Raw genomic sequence first — 20876 nt, forward strand, 5'->3', positions numbered from 1 at the left:
TTTTACTTTTTAATAACAATTATTATATTTAGTTTGAGTTACAAAATAGGCAGCTACTGCACTAGCATATTGTTTTTCTATGAACCCCATTTTACTACGATCTACAGCTATTCTAGCTATTAACCTTAAATCACTATCGCAATCAAAATAACCATATTTTGCATAATCTAAATCATGTTGCTTACATGCAGCATCAAGTAAATCTTGAGTTTCTCCCCCTCCATAACCAGGTCCGCACCAGTTACCCCAAATAGGAAGTGGAATCGCCATAGTAGTTACTTCTTCTTGGCTATATTCTTGATTCAATTGGTTTATTATTTCACCAGATCCAATGATAAATTCACTTTGACCGTCCTCTTTAGCTTGATTTACATCAAATACAACTTCTCCGTCTTCAGTACTTGTTATGTATTTTTCTAATACTTCTTGGGTTTCCTCAAAGTCACTATTTTCATCAACTTTTTTGTCTGAGGCTTGAGCACTAACACTGCTTACACCACTACACAATAAAATTGCAGTCATAAAAGTTAAAAAGACTTTCTTCAAAACACATTCTCCTCTTCAATTAATTTAATATCTAAGATTAAACATTAAAAATATAGTCTAAAACCATAAATATGAAATGTCTTCACCACTGTACCAAAAATTCCCTAAAATTAAAATAATTTCGTATATTCTCTTTTGTCAAAATAATCTGGACAATTCTCTTTCCATTATCGTTCAATTAATAACCGTTAATTGGACGATTTGATACATCCGTGAAATTGTCCTTTATTCATATAAATTGAGTCCAAAAACCAGTGTACTAATCATTGTCTATATTAATTAAAAATACATGAGTTTTTAGGGGAAGGTGAAACCTATGAGGTCTGTTTAGTGAATTGAAATTAGTCAGGTGTGAGCGCAACTTTTCGAAAAAGGTAAGTGGACACAGGTATAACAGGACCGAATTGGATATTGGATGAATTAGAAACACTTCTGGGTGCCCAAGAATCTCCTTCAAAGGCTAATGAAGTAATCGATGCCCCACAAGCACATAAGAAAACACCTTCTGTATCGGGAGGCCTTAAGGAGTAATGGGGGGTGAAGACATAAAAATATCTCTCCGGACTAAAAGGACCGGAGAGATATTTTTTATTCTTTAACATCTATTCGGGATAAATGTGATTATCATTCAGGAGTATAATCCACGCCTCTTGTATAGTTATTGGTCGCATCCCACAGGAGGAATTCATCGACGCCGTTGTCATGGAGTGCCTGGATCTGGGCTTCCAATTCTTCGACACCGTAATTCAGATAGTTGCCGGCACCCAAGTAGGAGGCGGTGAAGTCCTGGATCCATGGTCTGGAGAGTGGTGGGGAATCTAGAGAATTCAAAACCTCATTTTCGACTTCCATATAGGAGTCGATGACGCCATATGGTTCAAGGTCAGGTGTCTGGAAGCCAAAATCCCCCGGACCCCAGTGGCTTGGATAGATCATGGATGAAATGACATCTACATTATTGGATATCTTCGAGAAGTTCTGTCCGATTCCAGGTGCTTCCGGTACTGTAGCGGCATAGCCGAAAATATCGACTGAAACATCAACGTTGTAAGGTTTAAGCTTTTCGCGGGCATATTCAACGAAATCGGTGACGGCATTGACGCGCTGCTGGACATCATCAGCATTCCCGTCATCGTATTCTGCCGCATCATAGTTTAAGGAGTCGGCACGGTGTTCAAATCCTTCCGGGAAACGCACGTAGTCGAATTGGATATCCTTGAAGCCGAGCTTAGCGGCTTGGATCGCAATATCCACATTGTAATCCCACACTTCTTTCAGGAAGGGATTAACGAAACTTTCGCCACGCCCATTTTTCCAGACAGTACCATCATCGTGGGTGAATGATAGATCTGGCCGGGCTTTGGCCAGGTTGGAGTCTTTGAATGCGACGATGCGTGCAATGGGATAGATGGATTCCGATTCCATCGTCTCCATCAACTGATTCGGATCGACGTAGTTCTGCATATTCTCCTGGGCCATTTCACTGGCACCTTCAAGCGGCATCATGATGTTTCCGGCGTCTTCCTTGACATCGACGACCATTGCATTCAAGTCTGTATCATTGAGGAGGGAGACGAGATTCGACATGCGTTCCCCTCCGGCGGAATAGCCTGTGACGAAAATGCCTTTAACGCCGTCTTCTGGGTAGGGGATGTCGACGCCGCTGTCGTATGAAAACTTATCAGGTATGGTTTCCGGCATTTTAAGTAGAGGTCCTTCATTCAGGTTCAAGCCTTCCGCTTTTGCTGCAGCCGGCATCATCAGACCAAGGATCAAACATAAAAGCATCACTTTACTCTTCATCTGTGTCTTCCTCCCTTGCGCTTTGGATATTAGCCGGATCGATCAGTTCGTATTCCTGCGCCCTTAATCCAGATACGATTTCTGAAAGGGCATCCTTTGTCCACGCCCGGTCATGCATCAACAGGTTGGCCCCATCATTGAGCAGTTCGGTATTGACCATGATGTCAGCAAGGGCATCAGCGTCCTGGTACTCGGCTTCCCAATCATAACCGTATGTCCAGTTCATCAATGTCATATCTTCATCTTCAGTCACCTGGATTGAAGCATCGGTATTGACGCCAAACGGTGCTCTGAAGAAGCGTGGGCGTTCTCCGGTGATCTCTTCGACCATATCATTGACCGGAATGATTTCATCAACCGTTGCCTGTGGATCCAGATTGCTTAAGTTCGCGTGGGTCATCGTATGGTTACCGATTTCGAATCCCATATCATAGATCTTTTGGAGCGTATCCTTGCCTTCCTCCGTATTGAGGTACATGCCATTGACGAAGAATATGGCCGGCGCGTCGTGTTCCTTCAAAGTTTCGGCCATCTCGAGTGCGTGCTGATCCGGCGCGTCGTCTATAGTCAGCAACGCCACACGGGAGGCGTCATCTTCGAGCGGCAGGATGCGATAGGAAGCCGGGTCCACATAATAGGCCTGTTTTGTCGTGGATGACTCATCAGCCTGTTCTTCACTCGCTTCATCGTTGGCATCTTCTGGAGCATCAGATGATGAGGCTGCCTCCTCTTTGGATTCGCTCGTCTCCTCTGTATCTTTTGCCTCAGACTGTGCATCATTATTTGAAGTTTCTTCATTGCCGCAACCGACGAGAAGAACAAGCAATAATGTCAAGGATATATATTTTACATGTTTCAATCAATTCTCCCCGCTTTCTTCCAAAGTGGCCAGAGCGGCCTGATGCGCATCTTCCAGATTGGTAAGTGCCTCATCGAGCGCTGAATATTCTTTTTGTACAGGGGCATATGCATCATTGATGTCGCCGACTCCATTTTCTAGCGCATTGAAGTCTGCATCTTCTGATGATAGTGTCTCGAAGACGGATTTTTGAGTGTCCAGTGCACCTTGATAATTTTCAGTGAAAGATTCTAGGTGCGAACGGAGGGTGCCATATGCATCTTGAACTGCCTTGTAATCATCATTGAGCTTTGAATCTTCGGATGGTAATTCGATCGATCCCAGTTCTTCCTGCTTGGAGATGAATGCTTCAGTGTTATCTTCAACCGTCTGTAGTGCATCGGCACGTTTACTGTGGTTGTCCGCGAGCGCTGAACCCTCAGCATTGAATGTGTCATCCTCAAGACTTTCAGTGAATACGGATTGCATTTTTGCATCGAGATCGTTCAATGTCTGAAGGCTGTCGGTAATTTCGGCCTTTACTTCATCAGTCTGCTCGATGGTCGACTTCAACTGGTCTTCCGGATTGCCGCAGCCAGCTAGAAGTAAAAACAACAGTGCGCCTGTTATATAGCGTATGTAATGTGTCATAAGGCAGCTCCTTTCTATGTTCTCTCTCAGAATAACACTCTATATTCATTTTTCATATACTATACAAGTTATTTCCAGAAAATTTTGCATGGATGAGAGATGGGAGGGAGCACCCTGATACCAGATCCTCCCATACAAAAACCCCTTTCAGTATCAATCTGAAAGGGGTATGAGGAAGGTGGCCTATTTAGGTTCTGCAATGACACCGCACGCGATACGGTCTCCTGCATCACCGGAAGGCTGCGTTGAATAATCATCCGTCTTTTCATGGATGACAAGAGCAGTACCTTCTTCAGTCATCACAGTATTAGCTGCCTCTTCATCCAGGCTGATCTGATCTGTCGTAAACTCCACTTCTTCCAAGTTTCCATTGGAGTCGGTCTTTATGTTGTCGAAATCGCCTGCGTGTGGGCCGTCCGGATCCTCTTTACCGTGGTTGGCGTCATTAGGGTTGTAGTGGCCACCGGCTGATTTGAAATCGGGTGCCTCACATACGCCTTTTTCATGGACGTGGAACCCATGTTCTCCTTCTCCGTCTGCCACTCCGTCACCGGTCAATTTGACTGTGACGCCAGCTTCGGCAGGGGTCAATGTGGCTTCAGCCACTTCCTCACCGTCAGCATCCTTTAGGGGTACGGTCATCTCCTCACCATTTGAACCGGCGCTTTCTTCGGTGCTTTCTGTTGTCGCTTCATCCATCTCCTGACTGGTGTCATCTGAACTGTCTTCACCATTGTTGCTGCACGCGCTGATTACAAGCAGGAGTCCTGCAATAAGTAGTAGTATCGGCCAACGTTTCATCATGATACATGCTCCTTTCGATAGTGTTTTTAGACGTTGAAATTCAAGCTGCAGACCAACTGGCGGGGGAACATTGATCATGCAAAATGGATGATGATGCATTTTGCATATTACAAATCCACCTTAACATAGATAGCCGGTGCCATCTATTGAAAGCATTATGATTTCAGAATGATCAATCAACTGTCCGACCTCTCACATGGTTGTTGATCGCTTTCTTCATCATCCGGATGTTGTCTTTATATGCCTTATAATCCTGGGGGGTGGCGTCCTGACTCCTATAGCGTGTTTCCATATAGGTGTCGAGCTGTTCCTGATCGATGAGCGTGTCGAGCTTAAGGCGGTCGATCCATTCTTCTATCGTTTCATTGCGGTATCGGCCCATGCCTTTTGACGCCAGCCATTTCTCGAAGTTGAAGTATACTTTTCTGACGCGGTCATCCGGCGCTTTCATCTTGTCCTGGATCGGCAATGCAGAATGTGAAACCGATGCATTGGCAGAAGTGTGTGCAGATGAGTCCTCGACAGTAGGCTGCTCCCTTTTTTTGTAGTATATATAGAGCCCGACAATGATGACCGCCGCAAGCAGAATCATCATGATCGTATCGAATGGCACATGATTGAATGAAGCGCCCTGATCAAGCTGTTCCTGTACCGATTCTCCTTCTTCAGCAGATTCTTCTTCAGACTCCATCTTCGGCATCTCCAATTCGACCTCCTCAAGTGCATTAAAGAGGGGACGGAGGAGGAATATCATACCGTTCAAAAGCAGCACCACCAAGTATTTCATGGCGAAGGCTGCATAATTGTAGATGAGGCTGAACACTCCTCCGAGCACCACAAATGTGCCCGCTGCCATAAGGAGGATGGAGATGTTCCTTTTGGCGGCATACCCATTGCCGATAAGATGGATCACCAGCCTGCCGATAAAGAAGAACAGCAGCAGAGTGAGGAATATCCCATGGAAAAGCTGTGTATGCGCGAGCGCTTCCGAGGTACCGATAAGGTGTGTACCAATCAACAGGAGGAAGGTTGTGATGAGTGCCGCAGGAGACGGATCATTATCAGAACCATCGTGCAGATATTCGAGCCTGAGTATCGGGACGTAGGCGGTGAGGAGTGCGGCCAGCCAGTTGAAACCAAATAAGAATGCGGCCACGAACAACACCGGCAGCATGAAATACAGGCGGTTCATATCAATTCGGCCGGCAATAAGGAAACTTACGGCTAAGGCGGCCACAGTGATTGCCACAAACGGCAGCACAAAGGGTGCCTTGCCGTTGTGGATATTGATCAGCACTATAACGAACAGCAGTGGGAACATGTCGATGAAATAGATATGGGCAAGCCGAAAAGCATATTTCAGGCGATTCACACGGACACCCCCCTCATGCTGTGCGCTTCAAAAGGGGTGACGCCATATGTGTCCAACTGGAATATATGCGCACCCTTTGCCCTGAACTGCGATAATTCGGCCTCGATGGCTGGGTCTGCCTGTCCTGTAAAAATGACATGGGCAGGGAGATCCTCATGTAGGCGCACATGCTTCAAAAACCGCTCGAAAGGCACGGTATAGGTGACTGCATTGATGCGTGCCAGCGCTTCAAGGGTTCTTTTGTAATGAAGGGCACCGCTGCCTTCTTCAAGACGGAAGAAAGAGCGGTTGTCGAAAGTGACCATGTTCGAGATGATTTTATAGGGAATGTTGTTTTCGGCAGCCTGATTGGTGGTGAACGCAATCTTTTCGAAAATGGTTTCAATGTTCTCAGGCGGCATATACGAGAGATCAGATTGCAGATTGATCAGAATCATCCAAGTGACTTTCGTCGTCTTCTCGTAGCGCTTGGTCTGCAAGCCTCCCGTCCGGGCAGACGCCTTCCAATGGATGTCCCGCATACTGTCCTGGGGCAAGTATTCCCGCGTCCCCGTCGTCAGCAGTGGATCATTGAACAAGGCGTTTTTTTGTTGGAAACTACCTTGGAGAGGAGGTGTCGCCATCCGGTCGTTATGGATGGCATACCGGTCCGGGTAGACGATGATTTCATGGTTTACAGTGCCGATCTGCTTGAGTTCAAAGGTGCTGAAGCCGAAGAGTTGGGGAATCTCCATTCTGGCGCCTATAATCTTACTGACCCCTCTGGCCTGACCGGTGAATGGAATTTCGATGATGACCGAGCTTCTCGGCATTACGGTGAAGCGGACTGAAGTCATGGTATGATGCCGGGTACCATTATTATGTTCGTCATCGAACCGGATGTTGTCGCGTGCTGTTATGGTTAATCTGCCGTCAAGTATCGGCAGCCGCCCATTTTGCACAATTTTGATGCGCATTTTCCCTGACTGACTCTTATACATGCGCATTTCTTTATCCATTATTTCAATTTGAAGTTTTTTTGGCATGTGCGTTCCGTAAAGATGATTCAGCAGTGCAAATGAGAGGAAGAGGCCGAGTGAGGCGATGAGCATTACATTCAAGTTGATGGTATAGAATACATTCAGCAAAAACAGGATGATGGGTGCCCCGATAAAAAAACTCATTGCCCTAGAATCCTTGAAATCTGCTTTAAACTTCATTTCTCGCCACTCCATACTCGACCGGCACTTCCAACGTGTCGATAATTTCCTGTGCGACGATTGCCGGGGTGGTGAGGGTGCTGCCTTCGATATTCAGGACGAGGCGATGGCTGATGACGAACGGTGCTATATACTTGATGTCTTCAGGGATGACGTACCCCCGCCCCCTTATGAGCGCAACGCCTTTGGCGGCTTGGATCAATGCAAGAGTGCCGCGCGGTGAGACGCCGATTTCGACGTATTCGTGTTCCCGGGTCCTATGTATCAAGTCAAGGAGGTAATCCTCTATGGTGTCATTCACTTCAACTTCCGATAATTCGTTCTGGAGCGCCACTATCTCGTCCTTTGTAAATATGGGTGCAATGGCATCAAGCGGAGGGGTGTGGCCATGGAGGCCAAGCATCATTTTCTCTTCTTCCCGAGAAGGGTAGCCGAGGTCGATCTTCATCAGGAAACGGTCGAGCTGGGCTTCAGGCAGATCGAAGTTCCCCTGGCTGGATTCAATGGGATTTTGGGTGGCCAGAACGATGAACGGTTCCGCGATGTTGATACGCTCGCCATCGATCGTGACTTGCTTTTCACCCATCACTTCGAGGAGGGCGGACTGGGTCCTTGGTGTGGCCCGGTTGATTTCATCAGCGAGCAGTATATTGGTATCGATGGGGCCGATGCGCAATTCGAATTCCTGCGTTTTTGGATTATAGATATTGAGCCCTGTAATGTCAGACGGCAGTATATCGGGTGTGAACTGTATGCGCTTGAATGTCCCACCGACTGCCCGGGCCACTGTTTTAGACAGCATGGTCTTGCCTGTTCCAGGTACGCTCTCGAATAGGATGTGCCCCCTCTGCAGTAGACTTACGAAGATGAGCTCCGCTATCTCCTCCTGTCCGACCATCACTTTACCGACTTCTTTCTTAAATGTCTCAAGCTTTTCCGTTATATTCACAATATTCCCCCTTTTTCTCATTACCATCATTCTAAAGGTTGGCTTCAAAATATACAATATTTTGAAATTTTTTATGAGAAGAAATATTTTAAGAATCAAAGATCGGTAATGGGGGGCATGTCTCTTTTGAAGCGGGTGACCCTTGCTGCAGTTTTATCGGGCTGCCGGTTTCGGTGCTCTTGATTGGTACCACTGGCTGCACAGAATGATGATCAGGGCGAGGTCTATGACATCGCCGCCATAATACATCAACATGGCACCCGCCTCACCCTCAGCCTGTGGAACGCCTTCAGGTGGTGCGGCATAGATCAGTTTTGACAGTATTTTATGGAAGCCAAGCGCAATGATGAGCACGACTGCCCGGTATATGAAACTGTAGCGGCGTGTGGTGATGTCGAGGTAGACGATCGACATCGTGAACAGATAGCCGGCAAGGAAGACATGCAGATGGATCAGTGCAAACAGCCAGGTGGATGTATGCATTGCTGTAAACAACCCGGTCTTGTAGAGGAGGAAGAGGCCGCCAATATTAAGCACCGAAGCCACTGCAGGATTACTGATGAAGTGGACATACTTGAAGTTTAAGATTCTGCTCAACTTGCGTGCATGCCGGACGGGGAGCGCCCGCATCAGCAAAGTCATCGGTCTGGCCATCAGCATAAGGAGCGGGGCGAGCATGCCAAGCAGAAGGTGCCCGAGCATATGGACGGTGAAGTCGCTATGGGAAAGCTGGGCGAGGGGGCCCACCAGTGCCGCCACTGCAGCCAAAACGCCAAGCGTCCAGAAGACGAGCCGGCGTGCAGGCCACCTACGGTGTGTCCGATTGGCGGCACGCATCAATATGGGGTAAAAGATAAGTGCGCCGAGTGCCAGGCAAGCTGCTGCCGCTTCAAACATAAGGAACGCCGCCATACTATCCATGCTGTGCATACTTAATTCGACCCCCTGCTGCGCTTTCCTGTATAAAGCAGCATGAGGCCTATCGTCAGCAGGATGACGCCGAAAATGTTCCAGGCAAGATCATACGGCAGGATATCGACATTATAGCGGACCTGATGGATCTGTAGGAGCTTGTGGTTGATGATGCCATCAAATAGCTGGAAACCGGCGAGTCCGATGAAGACGAAACTTGTCCATTGCCGCAGCGAAATTGTGCTCCTGCGCCTTAAGTCCGTGAACATGAACAGCCCCGCGACCAGTGCGAAAAGCCCGAAAGCGTTGAGCAGTCCATCCGACATGATTCCGATGAATGGGGTATCCCAATCATAGAAATGATGCCATTGCAGCAACTGGTGAAAAATGATTTCATCGACAAGCGCCATCAGACCGATGCCAAACAGCAGACCAGACCACGTAGCCTGACCCTTGAAACTGGATTGCTTTATGGGATTCATCATATCTCCTCCGATATCTGAAAAGAGTTTCAATTAAAGTACCCGCATTCTCCATTAAATAACCTTAAAGGGTGGATTAAAAGATGACGACTGTCTTAAGGGGGGACATTTATTTTGTAGGCGTTTACTTTCAACTTTGGTATAGTAGAAACGAAAAAGGAAAATTGAAAGGATGGTATGAATGCAGACACTGCTCCTTACCGGTTTTGAACCATTTTTGAAATTCAAGGAAAATCCAACAGGCTCGACCGTCGAATATTTTGACGGGAAGGAAATCGGTGGATTCCATATAGTTGGACGGGTCTATCCGGTGGAGTTCAGGACGCTCGGTGCCGAGGCAAAAGCAGATATCGAGGAATATGCACCGGATGCGGTAATTAATCTCGGGCTTGCCGGCGGGCGGCATACCATCGATATTGAACGCATCGCCATCAACTGCATGGATGGTCGCCCGGACAACACAGAGTTCGAGCCTGACGGAGAGAAGATAGAGGAGGGTGGACCTGACGGCCTTTTTTCAACATTGCCGATCAAGAGGCTTGAATCCGCCCTGAAATCCGCCGCAGTGCCGGCACGCATTTCGAATTCGGCAGGCACCTACCTGTGCAATATGCTCATGTATACGACGCTCTACCTATTGAAGACACAGCAGAAGGACGTCAAAGCAGGGTTCATCCACGTACCTGCCCATCATGAAATCGGCAGTGAACTCAATATACCAAGCTGGTCACAGCAGGACATCAACAATGCAGTTGAACATATCATCAAAAATATCAAATGAAAATCAGGAGGGCCAACAATGAAACTGGAACGCGTAGAAGACTACAATGAAATGAGCCAAAAGGCGGCAGAAGCCATATATGATAAAATCGTCAATTCCGACCGTGTGGTACTGGGTCTGGCGACGGGCTCCACGCCAGAGAAGATGTATGGGATTTTGGCAGGGATGCTGAACGAAAATAGTGTAGACCTATCCCATGTCTATACCGTCAATCTCGACGAATATGTCGGTCTGGCAAGCGACCACCCACAAAGCTATCACCATTATATGAAGAACATCTTCTTTGACCATGTCCCGATCCCACCGGAAAATACATTCATCCCGGATGGTGCGGCCACAGATCTTGACGCGGAAGTGAAGCGCTACGACCGTATGCTCGAAGAAATTGGCGGGGTCGATCTTCAGCTGCTCGGCATTGGACGCAATGGGCATATCGCATTCAATGAACCTGGCACTGCATTCGATTCCAGAACCCATGTGGTTGACCTGGCAGAAACGACAATCAAGGACAACGCCCGCTTCTTCAATACGATTGAAGAGGTGCCGACACGCGCCATCAGCATGGGGCTCGATACCATTTTGGATGCAAAATCAATTTTGCTGATTGCGTCTGGAGAAGGTAAAGCGGCAGCAATCGATGGCATGATCAATGGAGTGGAATCTGCGGATATGCCTGCAACAGTGCTGCAGCGACATGATGATGTCACTGTACTGGCTGATAAAGCGGCCATGGGTAAATTGTGACGGCACTTACATTGCATGAACTTGAAAGTGGGTGGTCCGGATACGATACTGTAACCCTTGGTATGGGATGCTTCTGGGGGCCGGATGCCCGGTTCGGGGCACTTCACGGTGTGTTGAGGACGCGTACAGGATATGCCGGTGGCACAACGCCGGATCCAACCTACCGTAATATGGGTGACCACACGGAAATGGTTGAAGTGGATTATGATCCAAACATCATTTCCCATGCAGACATTCTGCACCACTTCTGGCACAACCATAAAAGTGATCTTCCCGCCTACAAAGGGCGGCAGTATATTTCCCTGTTGTGTGTCCGGGAGGACCAGACATCTTCTGTCGAGGCGGTAAAAGCCGAAGTGGAAGCAGCAACCGGTGTTTCCATCAAGACGGAAATCGTGCCATTCACAGGCTTCACTCCTGCCGAAATACGGCATCAGAAATATTTCTTGAAGCGCCACCCGGGTGCATTGTCCCAGATCGATTCTCTGCTCGGTGATGAATCCGAACTGATGGATTCTACATTTGCAGCAAGGTTGAATGGACTGGTCGGCGGACATATCGGCCGGGTGGCCCTCCTCGCCGAAATCAGCCGTTGGCCCCTCCCACTCCATGCACGAAATGAGCTGAAAACAATATTGTCCGGCCTTAGATGGTAAGTGTCCGGCGACTTATGTGCATAGCTGCTCCCTCCAATCCATCATCATGATTCCATGATGATGGATTTTTGTACATATCGACCCGATAAAACTTTACGGAAACCTGGCCATGAGACCAAACCGCTCCATAAATCATATTTGAATTTCCAGTATTATAATGGAAGAATATAAAGCAAGGGGGGAGATATCCATGAACACATTACTTATTATCATCGCCACGTTACTTGCCATCATATTTTTTACGCCACTGTTAATCTTTGGCTATCTTTATTTTATAGATAAACACCAGGCCCAGCACTCCGTATTAAGGAATTATCCGGTGCTCGGGAAAATGCGGTATATGCTTGAGAAGATAGGTCCGGAGATGCGTCAATACCTCTATCATAATGACAATGAGGGTAGCCCTTTCAATCGGAACGAATTCATCTTCGTCAATAAGGCAGCAAAATATAAAGACAGGATGCTGGGCTTTGGTTCGGAGAGGGATTTCGAGAAGCCGGGGCTCTACCTCGTCAATAAAATGTTTCCGCTGCAACACAGTGAGCTTAAGATAGATCAGAGTAGAAAGGTCAATACGAAGTTATATCAGATTACCCAGGAAGGGTTCATCAGCCGTGACGAACACCGGGAAGATAAAGTGATCGATCCGTATCTGTTGAGCGATGAAGATGCCATCGTGATCGGCCGTCACACGGCAGCCGAGCCATTTCAGGTAAAAGGACTCATCGGCCAGTCTGCAATGAGCTTCGGATCACTCGGCAGCCATGCCATAACGGCACTGTCGGAAGGGCTCGGCATGGCAGGTGGCACCTGGATGAATACCGGTGAGGGCAGCGTGTCCCCCTACCACGAAAAAGGGGATGTGGACCTGATCATGCAGATCAGCTCAGGGCTCTTCGGCGTCCGTACTAAAGAAGGGGCGTTCTCCTGGGAAGCATTCAAGGAGAAGAGTGCAAAAAAGAATGTAAAGGCATTCGAGCTGAAGCTCGCCCAAGGCGCCAAGCCCCGGGGTGGGCATCTTGCAGCGAACAAAGTCACTGAAGAAATAGCAGAAATCCGTACGTTGACACCATGGGAGGAAGTCGACAGTCCCAACCGTTTCGAAAACATCAATGATACTGGGGAACTGCTTGATTTCCTGAACCAATTGCGTGAAGTCGGCGGCAAGCCCGTAGGGATTAAAATGACTGTCGGCAATGAAGCGGAAGTGGAGGATATGGTAAAGGTCATGGTGGAAAAAGATATCATTCCTGACTTCATAACCGTCGACGGCGGCAACGGCGGTTCAGGGGCGACCTACTATGAAATGGCCGCTTCTGTGGGCTTGCCGACATTTGCAGCACTTCCCTATGTGGACCAGCTGCTTGAAAAATATGGCCTCCGGGAACGCACGCTGATCATCGCCTCCGGCCAACTCGTCACGCCGGATAAAGTTGCGATGGCCCTTGCCATGGGTGCAGATCTGGTGAACATCGCACGGGGATTCATGATGAGTACAGGGTGCATCAGATCCCATAGGTGTCATACGAATACATGTCCGGTCGGAGTGGCAACCACCGATCCGAAACTAGAGCGGGCACTCGATATCGATGAGAAGAAGTACCGTGTATGCAACTACTTGATTTCGATGAGGGAAGGACTGTTCGACTTGGCGGCGATAGCGGGTATCGATTCCCCGACCAAATTCACCAAAGAACACCTCATCTATAAGGAACAGTTCAAAGTGCACGGGGGATGACACTGATGGCATATGAAAAGACAGCTCAATTGAGCTGTCTTTTATTCTTTCCGTATACGTTTCAAGTTTTTGAATATCCCGCCGGAAGTCGACAGGACACTGTTGCGGTAGATGCTTGCAGCCAATATGACTGCGAGCGCAATCGAAACGATCAGTATGGCGACGCCGATGAGCAGTGTCATCTGGCTCGTCTCAGCATGCATTGCACGGAGCGGCATGACGAATGGCGTGAAGAACGGGAAAAAACTCGAAACTTTGACGAGCATGTTGTCCGCTTCACCCCAGATGTTGAAGATGGCGATATAGAAGCCGCCAAGGGCAAGCATCGTTACCGGCAGCAGCGCCTGCTGCAAGTCTTCCATGCGGCTGATGAATGAACCAAGCATCGCAGAGAGTGATAAGTAGAGCACAAGCCCGAGTACAAGATAGATGCCGGAATATACAATTAATGCCGCCGTTTGCTCATTAGCTTCCAGTCCAAGGTCACCAATGATGCTGCCGAAGTCGAAAATCCAGACTGCAGCAACGATGGCCAGGAGGAATATGAACAGCTGGGTCAGGCTGACCAGGATCATAGCGCTTATCTTCGCCAACAGATGGGTGACCGGCGGTACGCTTGATACAATCATCTCGATGACGCGCGATGTCTTCTCCATCGCAACCTCAGTGCCGATCTGACTGGCATAGTTGATGATGATGAAGAACATGACGATGACTGTGACGTAGAAGACTACAGCGTTCAGCGGATTGACCTCAGGCGTGTCGCCTGGGGCTGAGCCCCCGTCATCCGCCGAACCGCTTTCTGAAGCGATATCATAACTGATGTCAGGGGTTGCGTTCAGGCGCTGTGCTTCTTCCTCGGACAAGTTGAGTGCCATGATCGTATTGCTGCGCTGGACTTGAGCGAGTGCGGTTTCGATTTTATTGACCTGTTCGGATGGAATTTCATTATCGCTGTGGAGGGTGACCGCTAAAGGTGCCGTCTCTTCGATTGAAAGGTGCACTTCCGCACTACCCACGTCGCCTTCATAAGGTTTCACCGTCATACCTGAATCGAGCGCATCCATCGCACCTTTAAATTGGCTATAGAACGCTTCGTCGCCTTCTACCTTGACGGCGGTCACTTCTTCAGATGAATCGAAGAAGTCGATTATTTTATCGAAGTTCGCTCCGATGAAGATCACAAGCACTATAATCAGCGTGCTGATGATGAAGGATTTTGCGCGAATTTTGGAGGAATAGGTCTGTAGGAAAGTCGCCATAAATTTACTCATATCCCATAACCCACCTTTGAAATGAAAATATCGTTGATCGATGGTTCGTTGACTTGGAAACGCTTGAAGTAGCCAAGTTTGACGATCTCATTGAAAATCGGCTCCGCATAGCTTTCATCTTCGATCTTCAATATGTATCTGTTGCGGATCTGTTTCATGTCGATGACTCCAGGCATGTCCTTTAGGAAGGAGATGTCATGTTCACCTTCGATGATGATTTCCTTTTGGCCGAAGTCTTTGCGTATTTCGTCGATCCTGCCGCTGACGACCTGACGCCCCTTGTTCAGGATGCACATGGATTCACACAGCTCTTCAACATGTTCCATGCGATGTGTGCTGAAAATGATGGTGGCACCGCGGCTGTTGAGTTCTTTGACGGCGCTCTTCAATATTTCGACGTTGACTGGATCGAGGCCACTGAAAGGTTCATCGAGTATGATGAGTTTTGGATCATGGATGATCGAGGCGATGAGCTGGATCTTCTGCTGATTCCCTTTTGAGAGCTTTTCAATGCGCTTCGTCCGGTTCTCCGGCACTTCAAAGCGTTCAAGCCATTCGTCAAGTCGTCTGTCCGCATCCTGTTTAGACATTCCTTTGAGTTGGCCTAGGTAGCGTATCTGTTCGTCCACCTTCAATTTTGGATGCAGGCCCCGTTCCTCCGGCAGGTAGCCGATCTGATTGGTTACATTATAGTCGATCTTTTCACCGTTGTAGGTGATATGCCCTTCACTTGGCTGGAGCAGGCCGAGGATCATGCGGAAAGTGGTTGTTTTACCTGCTCCGTTCCCCCCTAGAAAACCATACATGCTGCCTGTTGGCACATTGAGATCGATTTGGTCTACTGCTGTTTGCCCATTGAAGCTTTTCGAGAGTCCCGAAAGTTCCAAAGTCATTGACGTTCCCCCTTTGCATAATATAAAAATAGTTTATCATAGAGCAAAATGATTTAGTAGGTTCTCCCCAGTGAAGTGTGTTGATTTCTTCCTCTAACGTAGGATCTCTTTTTATTTCTAAGCTGGGGGACGACACTCCATACGGATCCGGAGATCGAAATGATACATATTCGGGCATCCGTAACTGCGTCGTTTCAGCGTTTTGATCAGGTTATTGGTACCTTCCAGTCGTGCGTTTGTCAGTCCGTAGGTGAAGTGGTTCAGAATCTCCTGTTTCCACTTCAAGACGGTTTTGACTATAGACTTTGTGGCGTTCGCTCCTTCAAAAAGGTAGTGGCTGCACCAGTCTTCAAGGGCTTTTTGCGCTTTCTTGTAGCTTTTGGCACAATATATGTCCCGGAACTTCTGAAGCGCAACCCACTGCTTTTTCAACTCAGGATTTTCTTCGAGCCAAGTGCGTAACGTCTCTTTTTCTTCTAACTTCAGGTGTTTGGGATGGGCCATCAAAAGCCTGCGCTGATGCCTGATGTTCTTGTGGCTGGTCCCGTTGTTTCCTTCCAGCTTCCTCGCACGATCCAGAGCCTGCGTGAACAACTGGATGACGTGGAACTTGTCGACAACGATGGCTGTCTCCGGCCATATCTCGTGGACGGTCTGCGCCATGCCGGGAGCCAGGTCCGTAACGATGACTTCAGGTGCCTGGAACGGATACCGGCGCAGCCCTTCCTGGATACGCTCCCGGCTCTTTCCCGGGTGCGTCTGCCACACGTGGCCCGTGTGTGCATCCTGAAGAGCGACACTGTAGGTGTGGCCCCGTTTATGGGCGAATTCATCCATGCAGAGCGCTGGCGGTGCTTCGTAATCAGCCGGCCGTGCCAATGTTTCTTCGGCATAGGTGTAAAACCAGGAAGCCACGGTCGATGGTGGCACGGCCATCTCTCTGGCTACCGCCTCGAAGGACTGACCGATGCATTTTCTCGCAATCATCTGTTTGAAATGCGTCGTCACGTTCCCACGCACGGGAACCTCCGGCCATTCGACCGTCCAGGTGATGCCACAGTCTTCACAACGCTGACGGTGGACCGGGACACGAATATAGATGGTTTCCCGGGTAGAAACCCAGGCGTGACGCAGGAAGCGATTCTTGTTTCTGGCATGATTGATACTTTCCTGGAAGCATAACGGACAGAGATGGTTCTGTGGCTTCGGCTCGACGCCGAGAACCCAGCCATCTTTCACACGTTCTCCTTCATTATTCAATATAAAGGTTGGTAGGTGCAGGATATCTGTAGTAAACTGTTTATACAAGCAGAACTTCCTCTCTATCAATGTTTTGGGTTGGTACTTTAAACATTAGAGGAAGATTCTGCTTTTTTCAATGTCAAGCACACATGATTAGGGAGAGCCATTTAGTAATATATACTGTAACAGTTGGAAACCATATGGAAGGATGATTAAGGGATGGCAAAGGAAAATCAGGAAGATCGGGCCACATTCCGTGATTTCACGGCACTGCTCAGGCAGACTGATCTGAACAGGGGGCTCTTCATCATTGGCATGGTGTTGACCCTGTTCGGCACAATCGGGTCGCTGATCGTGCCTCTACTGACCCAGCAATTCATCGATGGCTACAGCCCATCGAGCATCTCAGGCATGCTGATCGGCATCATCATAGGGGTCTTTTTGATGAGTGCCATACTGGATGGGGTCTCCTACTATATATTGGCGCATATCGGACAGACGATCATCAAGGGGCTCAGGGAACGGGTGTGGCATAAGTTCCTCAAACTGCCGATTCCGTATTTCGACCGCACAAAAAGCGGCGAGTCCGTCAGCAGGGTCGTCAACGACACTGCAATCATAAAAGATCTGATCACCCGCCATTTCCCCCAGCTGATCAGTGGCATCATCTCGATCATCGGGGCAGTGGTCATCCTCCTCATACTGGATTGGCGCATGTCACTCATCATGTTCATCACGGTTCCGATATCCATTGTGGCCATATTGCCCCTCGGCCGGCGGATGGGCCGCATATCAAGGGCGCTGCAGGATGAAACCGCATCGTTTACGGGATTGATCCAGGAGACTTTAGGTGAGATGCGCCTTGTCAAAGCCTTCAATGGGGAAGAGTACGAACGTGAAAGGGGAAAAGCAGGCATCAGCAGATTGTTCGATTTCGGCATGAAGGAAGCGAAGATAAACGCCTTCTTGTCGCCGATCATGAGTACTGTGATGATGTTTGTCATCATCCTGATCATTGCGTATGGAGGATTGAGGGTATCGGAAGGGACGCTTTCAATTGGTACACTTGTGGCGTTTTTGCTGTATCTGTTCCAGATCATCATGCCGATGACGATGTTTGCGATGTTCTTTACCGAATATAATAAAGCCCTTGGGGCAACGGACCGCATCATCACGATACTTGGAATGGAAGAGGAGAGAAATGAACCCGCCGGCGAGACACCCAGATTCGAAACATTGACATTCGACAGCGTCAAGTTTGGATATGACGAATCGACACCGGTGCTTGAAGATGTCAACTTGAGGGCCGAACCGAACCAGAAGGTGGCATTCGTGGGGCCGAGCGGAAGCGGTAAATCAACCATATTTGCACTGATCGAGCGGTATTATGATGTCAAAGGCGGCAGCATCAGTATAGATGGGGTGGATATCCGCAATATCCCGCTTCCTGTCCTAAGACGCAACATTGGCTATGTGGCACAGGAAAGTGCCATCATCTCCGGGACGATCCGGGATAATATCACCTACGGCCTTGAGGCGACTGAGTATACTGAGGAGGAAGTGGCACTTGCGGTAAGCCGTTCCTACTCGGATGAGTTCATCAATCAGCTTGAAGACGGACTCGATACCGAGGTCGGGGAGCGCGGCATCCGCCTCTCGGGCGGTCAGCGTCAGCGCATCGGCATCGCGCGGGCATTTTTGAAGGATCCTGAATTATTGATGCTGGATGAGGCGACAGCCAGTCTGGATTCCCGTTCCGAGAAGTATGTACAGGAAGCACTGGATGACTTGATGGCAGGACGGACCGTGCTGGTCATTGCACACAGGTTGTCGACCGTCGTCAACTCAGATAGAATATTTTTCCTTGAAGCAGGACGCATCACCGGCAGCGGTACCCACCAGGAATTGATGGCATCGCATGATATGTATAAAATTTTTACAGAACAACAATTTGGATGAGAGGGTAGGGAGATATATGTCAAAGCTGTTTGAAGCGTTCCAATCGATCATTCCGATATTTATACTGCTCTCGTTCCTGATCATTTTCCTGACCCTCGCAATCAATAGAAAGGCAGGACATAGGCTCGATACCGTTGATAAGCAGGTCCGATACTTGATTTTCATCGGTCTGATGCTGTCGATAATCGGCACCCTGCTGTTGACCCTGCTGCCGAGTTCAAACCCTGAGAAAGTAACGCAGCTCGTCCCGTTCTACAGTATCCTGGATACATTTGAATATGCGGCCGACTATGCAATCATCAACTCGATCGGCATGAACATCCTGTTGTTCGTGCCATTTGGCTTCTTTCTGTTTTTGATTATCCGCCAGGAAATCATCACTGTGCTCTTTGCATTCCTGTTCTCTGCCATCATTGAATTTCTGCAGTACACCTTACCGATCGGCCGCATCTCCAATGTGGATGATGTCATATTGAATACACTGGGCGGAATCATAGGAATGTTGGCCGGTGCCATTGTCTTAAAATTCGGAATAGTTTATAATAGAGTCAGGAAGGGTAGATGATTATAAAGAATCTGGGGGTATGTTTATGCATAACAGATTAAAAGATCTCGATGATATGGCACTTTACGAAGAGGAAGTCGTCGGCCCGGAACTGATCGGCACCGTAGAATACGAGAAAGATGGCCACCACTCTTTCCACGGCGGCATCATCCCTACGACGCATAGGCTGTTCATCAAACTGAAGCGGGAAGAAGAGATTGAAACCCATGCTGTCGGGTACAAGGACATCACCGGCATCACAACGGAAAATCTGTTGCTGGTCGGCAACATCATCCATATATGGATCGGCAACGAAATCGTCATCAGCATGAAAAGTGTTTCAGATGGTAAGCTGGATAAATTTCTCGACTTCATCTACAGATATAGGGCTAAAAGGCTGAAACTGGATGGAGAGATTTCTGTGGACCAGGAAGAAAACGCAGTGTGACAGGCAGAGGGGCTTCCCCTCGCGCCTGTCCTTTTTGGTTTCCCCTGTAAAATCCATTCATGTATAATGAAAGAGATCAGAGGAAGGATGGAAGATGCATAAGATGAAAACCAGGCTATTGCTCATCGTTACGATGGTCCTGGTCTCGGCATGCAGCGGCTTCAGGGAGACGGGCGTCTCAGAAGATGGCGCGACGAGACAGATCGTGACTGAGCACACGGAAGAGATTGAAGTACCAGCAAACCCAGAGCGTATCGTGCTGCTGCGCGGCGTGGATGCCGGCAACGCGGCACTGTTGGATGCCGATGTTGTCGGTGCGGGGGACATGATTGAAGATACCTGGCTTGCCGAGGAGAAGATGGATCCTGAAATCATTCTTTTGGAACACGGTGATATTGAAGGGATGAAAGCCGTGGAACCGGATCTGATCATCACCTATGCGCCCGATGCGTACATAGAAGACTATCAGGCGATTGCGCCAACTGTGCAGATCAGCTACAGTACATCCATCTTCAGCCCTTTCAGGGAGCGGCTTTATCTGACCCAGTTGTATAACCTTGGCGTCATACTGGATAAACAGGAAGAAGCACAAAGCATCGGTGATGGGTGGCTTGAAGAGATGACGCGCATCCAGCGGAGGGCAGGGGATATGGCGAGCGGTAAAAAGGCGATCGTCCTGACTAAAGAGGCGGATGGGTATATCATCCGTGATGAGTTTTCCGCCTTCGGTACTGAAGCGGTGTATGACGTACTCGATTTCGGCATGGATGAATCGCTCCGAGAGGCATTGGAGGAAGGCCCGTTGCCGATTGAATTGGAGACGCTCGGTGCGTACGATGCCGACTATCTATTCGTCAACGTCAAAGGCATAGATGACGAATTGCGTGCAGACATCGCAGAGCAGGCGGGTGTCAGCGAATCACAAGTCATCATGCAGAATTACGACAGCTACAGGCTCAACGACCTTTCGTCAGTCAAACATCAGGCTGAAGAGATCATCAGTAAGGTTAAATGAGCACTGCAGTATTGAAAGGAGATGCA

Annotated in this window: 21 protein-coding genes; 8 read left to right on the forward strand and 13 right to left on the reverse strand. The window is 48.6% G+C overall.

Features of this window, described 5'->3' with window-relative positions; all coding sequences use genetic code 11:
- Window positions 1-9: 9 nt before the first annotated feature.
- The 10 genes from ACZ5LF_RS03340 to ACZ5LF_RS03385 form a co-directional block, all read right to left on the reverse strand.
- Window positions 10-546, reverse strand: coding sequence for a hypothetical protein (locus tag ACZ5LF_RS03340; RefSeq protein WP_380569810.1), 537 nt, complete (start codon window positions 544-546; stop codon window positions 10-12).
- Between the two features lie 624 nt (window positions 547-1170).
- Entirely contained in the window at window positions 1171-2349 is a 1179-nt protein-coding gene (locus ACZ5LF_RS03345; RefSeq protein ID WP_380569811.1) for a putative glycoside hydrolase, read from the reverse strand.
- Window positions 2339-3208, reverse strand: coding sequence for a polysaccharide deacetylase family protein (locus ACZ5LF_RS03350; protein ID WP_380569812.1), 870 nt, complete (start codon window positions 3206-3208; stop codon window positions 2339-2341). The genes ACZ5LF_RS03345 and ACZ5LF_RS03350 overlap by 11 nt, the downstream gene beginning before the upstream one ends.
- A complete protein-coding gene (locus tag ACZ5LF_RS03355; protein ID WP_380569813.1) occupies window positions 3209-3838 on the reverse strand; it encodes a YkyA family protein in 630 nt (209 codons plus the stop codon).
- A 183-nt stretch (window positions 3839-4021) separates the two neighbouring features.
- A complete protein-coding gene (locus ACZ5LF_RS03360; RefSeq protein ID WP_380569814.1) occupies window positions 4022-4642 on the reverse strand; it encodes a superoxide dismutase family protein in 621 nt (206 codons plus the stop codon).
- A 172-nt stretch (window positions 4643-4814) separates the two neighbouring features.
- Window positions 4815-6014, reverse strand: coding sequence for a hypothetical protein (locus ACZ5LF_RS03365; protein ID WP_380569815.1), 1200 nt, complete (start codon window positions 6012-6014; stop codon window positions 4815-4817).
- Window positions 6011-7213 (reverse strand): DUF58 domain-containing protein, encoded by a 1203-nt coding sequence (locus tag ACZ5LF_RS03370; protein ID WP_380569816.1) that lies wholly within the window; start codon window positions 7211-7213, stop codon window positions 6011-6013. Before ACZ5LF_RS03370 ends, ACZ5LF_RS03365 begins: the two co-directional genes overlap by 4 nt.
- The gene (locus ACZ5LF_RS03375) at window positions 7203-8162 is read right to left on the reverse strand and encodes an AAA family ATPase (protein WP_380569817.1); all 960 of its coding nucleotides are present in this window, start codon (window positions 8160-8162) and stop codon (window positions 7203-7205) included. Before ACZ5LF_RS03375 ends, ACZ5LF_RS03370 begins: the two co-directional genes overlap by 11 nt.
- Window positions 8163-8315: 153 nt before the next feature.
- The gene (locus ACZ5LF_RS03380) at window positions 8316-9092 is read right to left on the reverse strand and encodes a cytochrome c oxidase assembly protein (protein WP_380569818.1); all 777 of its coding nucleotides are present in this window, start codon (window positions 9090-9092) and stop codon (window positions 8316-8318) included.
- Window positions 9093-9094: 2 nt separating this feature from the next.
- Window positions 9095-9556, reverse strand: a complete 462-nt coding sequence (locus ACZ5LF_RS03385; protein WP_464759687.1) for a DUF2243 domain-containing protein — start codon at window positions 9554-9556, stop codon at window positions 9095-9097.
- Between the two features lie 181 nt (window positions 9557-9737).
- Between ACZ5LF_RS03385 and ACZ5LF_RS03390 the strand changes: the two genes are divergently transcribed.
- From ACZ5LF_RS03390 to ACZ5LF_RS03405, 4 genes are all read left to right on the forward strand, one after another.
- The gene (locus tag ACZ5LF_RS03390) at window positions 9738-10337 is read left to right on the forward strand and encodes a pyroglutamyl-peptidase I (RefSeq protein ID WP_380569820.1); all 600 of its coding nucleotides are present in this window, start codon (window positions 9738-9740) and stop codon (window positions 10335-10337) included.
- Between the two features lie 18 nt (window positions 10338-10355).
- Window positions 10356-11081 carry a glucosamine-6-phosphate deaminase gene (nagB, locus tag ACZ5LF_RS03395; protein ID WP_380569821.1) on the forward strand — a complete coding sequence of 242 codons (726 nt, stop codon included), beginning with the start codon at window positions 10356-10358 and terminating at the stop codon, window positions 11079-11081.
- Entirely contained in the window at window positions 11078-11737 is a 660-nt protein-coding gene (locus ACZ5LF_RS03400) for a peptide-methionine (S)-S-oxide reductase MsrA (protein ID WP_380569822.1), read from the forward strand. Before nagB ends, ACZ5LF_RS03400 begins: the two co-directional genes overlap by 4 nt.
- Window positions 11738-11927: 190 nt before the next feature.
- Window positions 11928-13475: a glutamate synthase-related protein gene (locus ACZ5LF_RS03405; protein WP_380569823.1), complete on the forward strand. Its 1548-nt coding sequence runs from the start codon at window positions 11928-11930 to the stop codon at window positions 13473-13475.
- Window positions 13476-13516: 41 nt separating this feature from the next.
- Here the strand turns inward: ACZ5LF_RS03405 and ACZ5LF_RS03410 are convergent, their stop codons facing one another.
- The 3 genes from ACZ5LF_RS03410 to ACZ5LF_RS03420 form a co-directional block, all read right to left on the reverse strand.
- The gene (locus ACZ5LF_RS03410) at window positions 13517-14749 is read right to left on the reverse strand and encodes an ABC transporter permease (RefSeq protein WP_380569824.1); all 1233 of its coding nucleotides are present in this window, start codon (window positions 14747-14749) and stop codon (window positions 13517-13519) included.
- Complete coding sequence (locus tag ACZ5LF_RS03415; protein WP_380569825.1) at window positions 14746-15642, reverse strand: ABC transporter ATP-binding protein; 897 nt, start codon at window positions 15640-15642, stop codon at window positions 14746-14748. The genes ACZ5LF_RS03410 and ACZ5LF_RS03415 overlap by 4 nt, the downstream gene beginning before the upstream one ends.
- A 117-nt stretch (window positions 15643-15759) precedes the next feature.
- Window positions 15760-16950, reverse strand: a complete 1191-nt coding sequence (locus ACZ5LF_RS03420) for an ISL3 family transposase (RefSeq protein ID WP_380710018.1) — start codon at window positions 16948-16950, stop codon at window positions 15760-15762.
- Between the two features lie 153 nt (window positions 16951-17103).
- On the opposite strand from ACZ5LF_RS03420, the gene ACZ5LF_RS03425 reads away from it, so the two are divergent.
- The 4 genes from ACZ5LF_RS03425 to ACZ5LF_RS03440 all read left to right on the forward strand — a co-directional run bounded on the left by ACZ5LF_RS03425 (window position 17104) and on the right by ACZ5LF_RS03440 (window position 20850).
- On the forward strand, window positions 17104-18843 hold the full coding sequence (locus tag ACZ5LF_RS03425) for an ABC transporter ATP-binding protein (protein ID WP_380570550.1): 1740 nt from the start codon (window positions 17104-17106) through the stop codon (window positions 18841-18843).
- Between the two features lie 16 nt (window positions 18844-18859).
- Window positions 18860-19408 carry a VanZ family protein gene (locus ACZ5LF_RS03430; RefSeq protein WP_380570549.1) on the forward strand — a complete coding sequence of 183 codons (549 nt, stop codon included), beginning with the start codon at window positions 18860-18862 and terminating at the stop codon, window positions 19406-19408.
- Between the two features lie 25 nt (window positions 19409-19433).
- Window positions 19434-19835 (forward strand): PH domain-containing protein, encoded by a 402-nt coding sequence (locus ACZ5LF_RS03435; RefSeq protein ID WP_380570548.1) that lies wholly within the window; start codon window positions 19434-19436, stop codon window positions 19833-19835.
- Window positions 19836-19929: 94 nt separating this feature from the next.
- Complete coding sequence (locus ACZ5LF_RS03440) at window positions 19930-20850, forward strand: ABC transporter substrate-binding protein (protein ID WP_380570547.1); 921 nt, start codon at window positions 19930-19932, stop codon at window positions 20848-20850.
- The last annotated feature ends 26 nt before the right edge of the window (window positions 20851-20876 follow it).

It is taken from the genome of Salinicoccus siamensis, assembly GCF_055391965.1.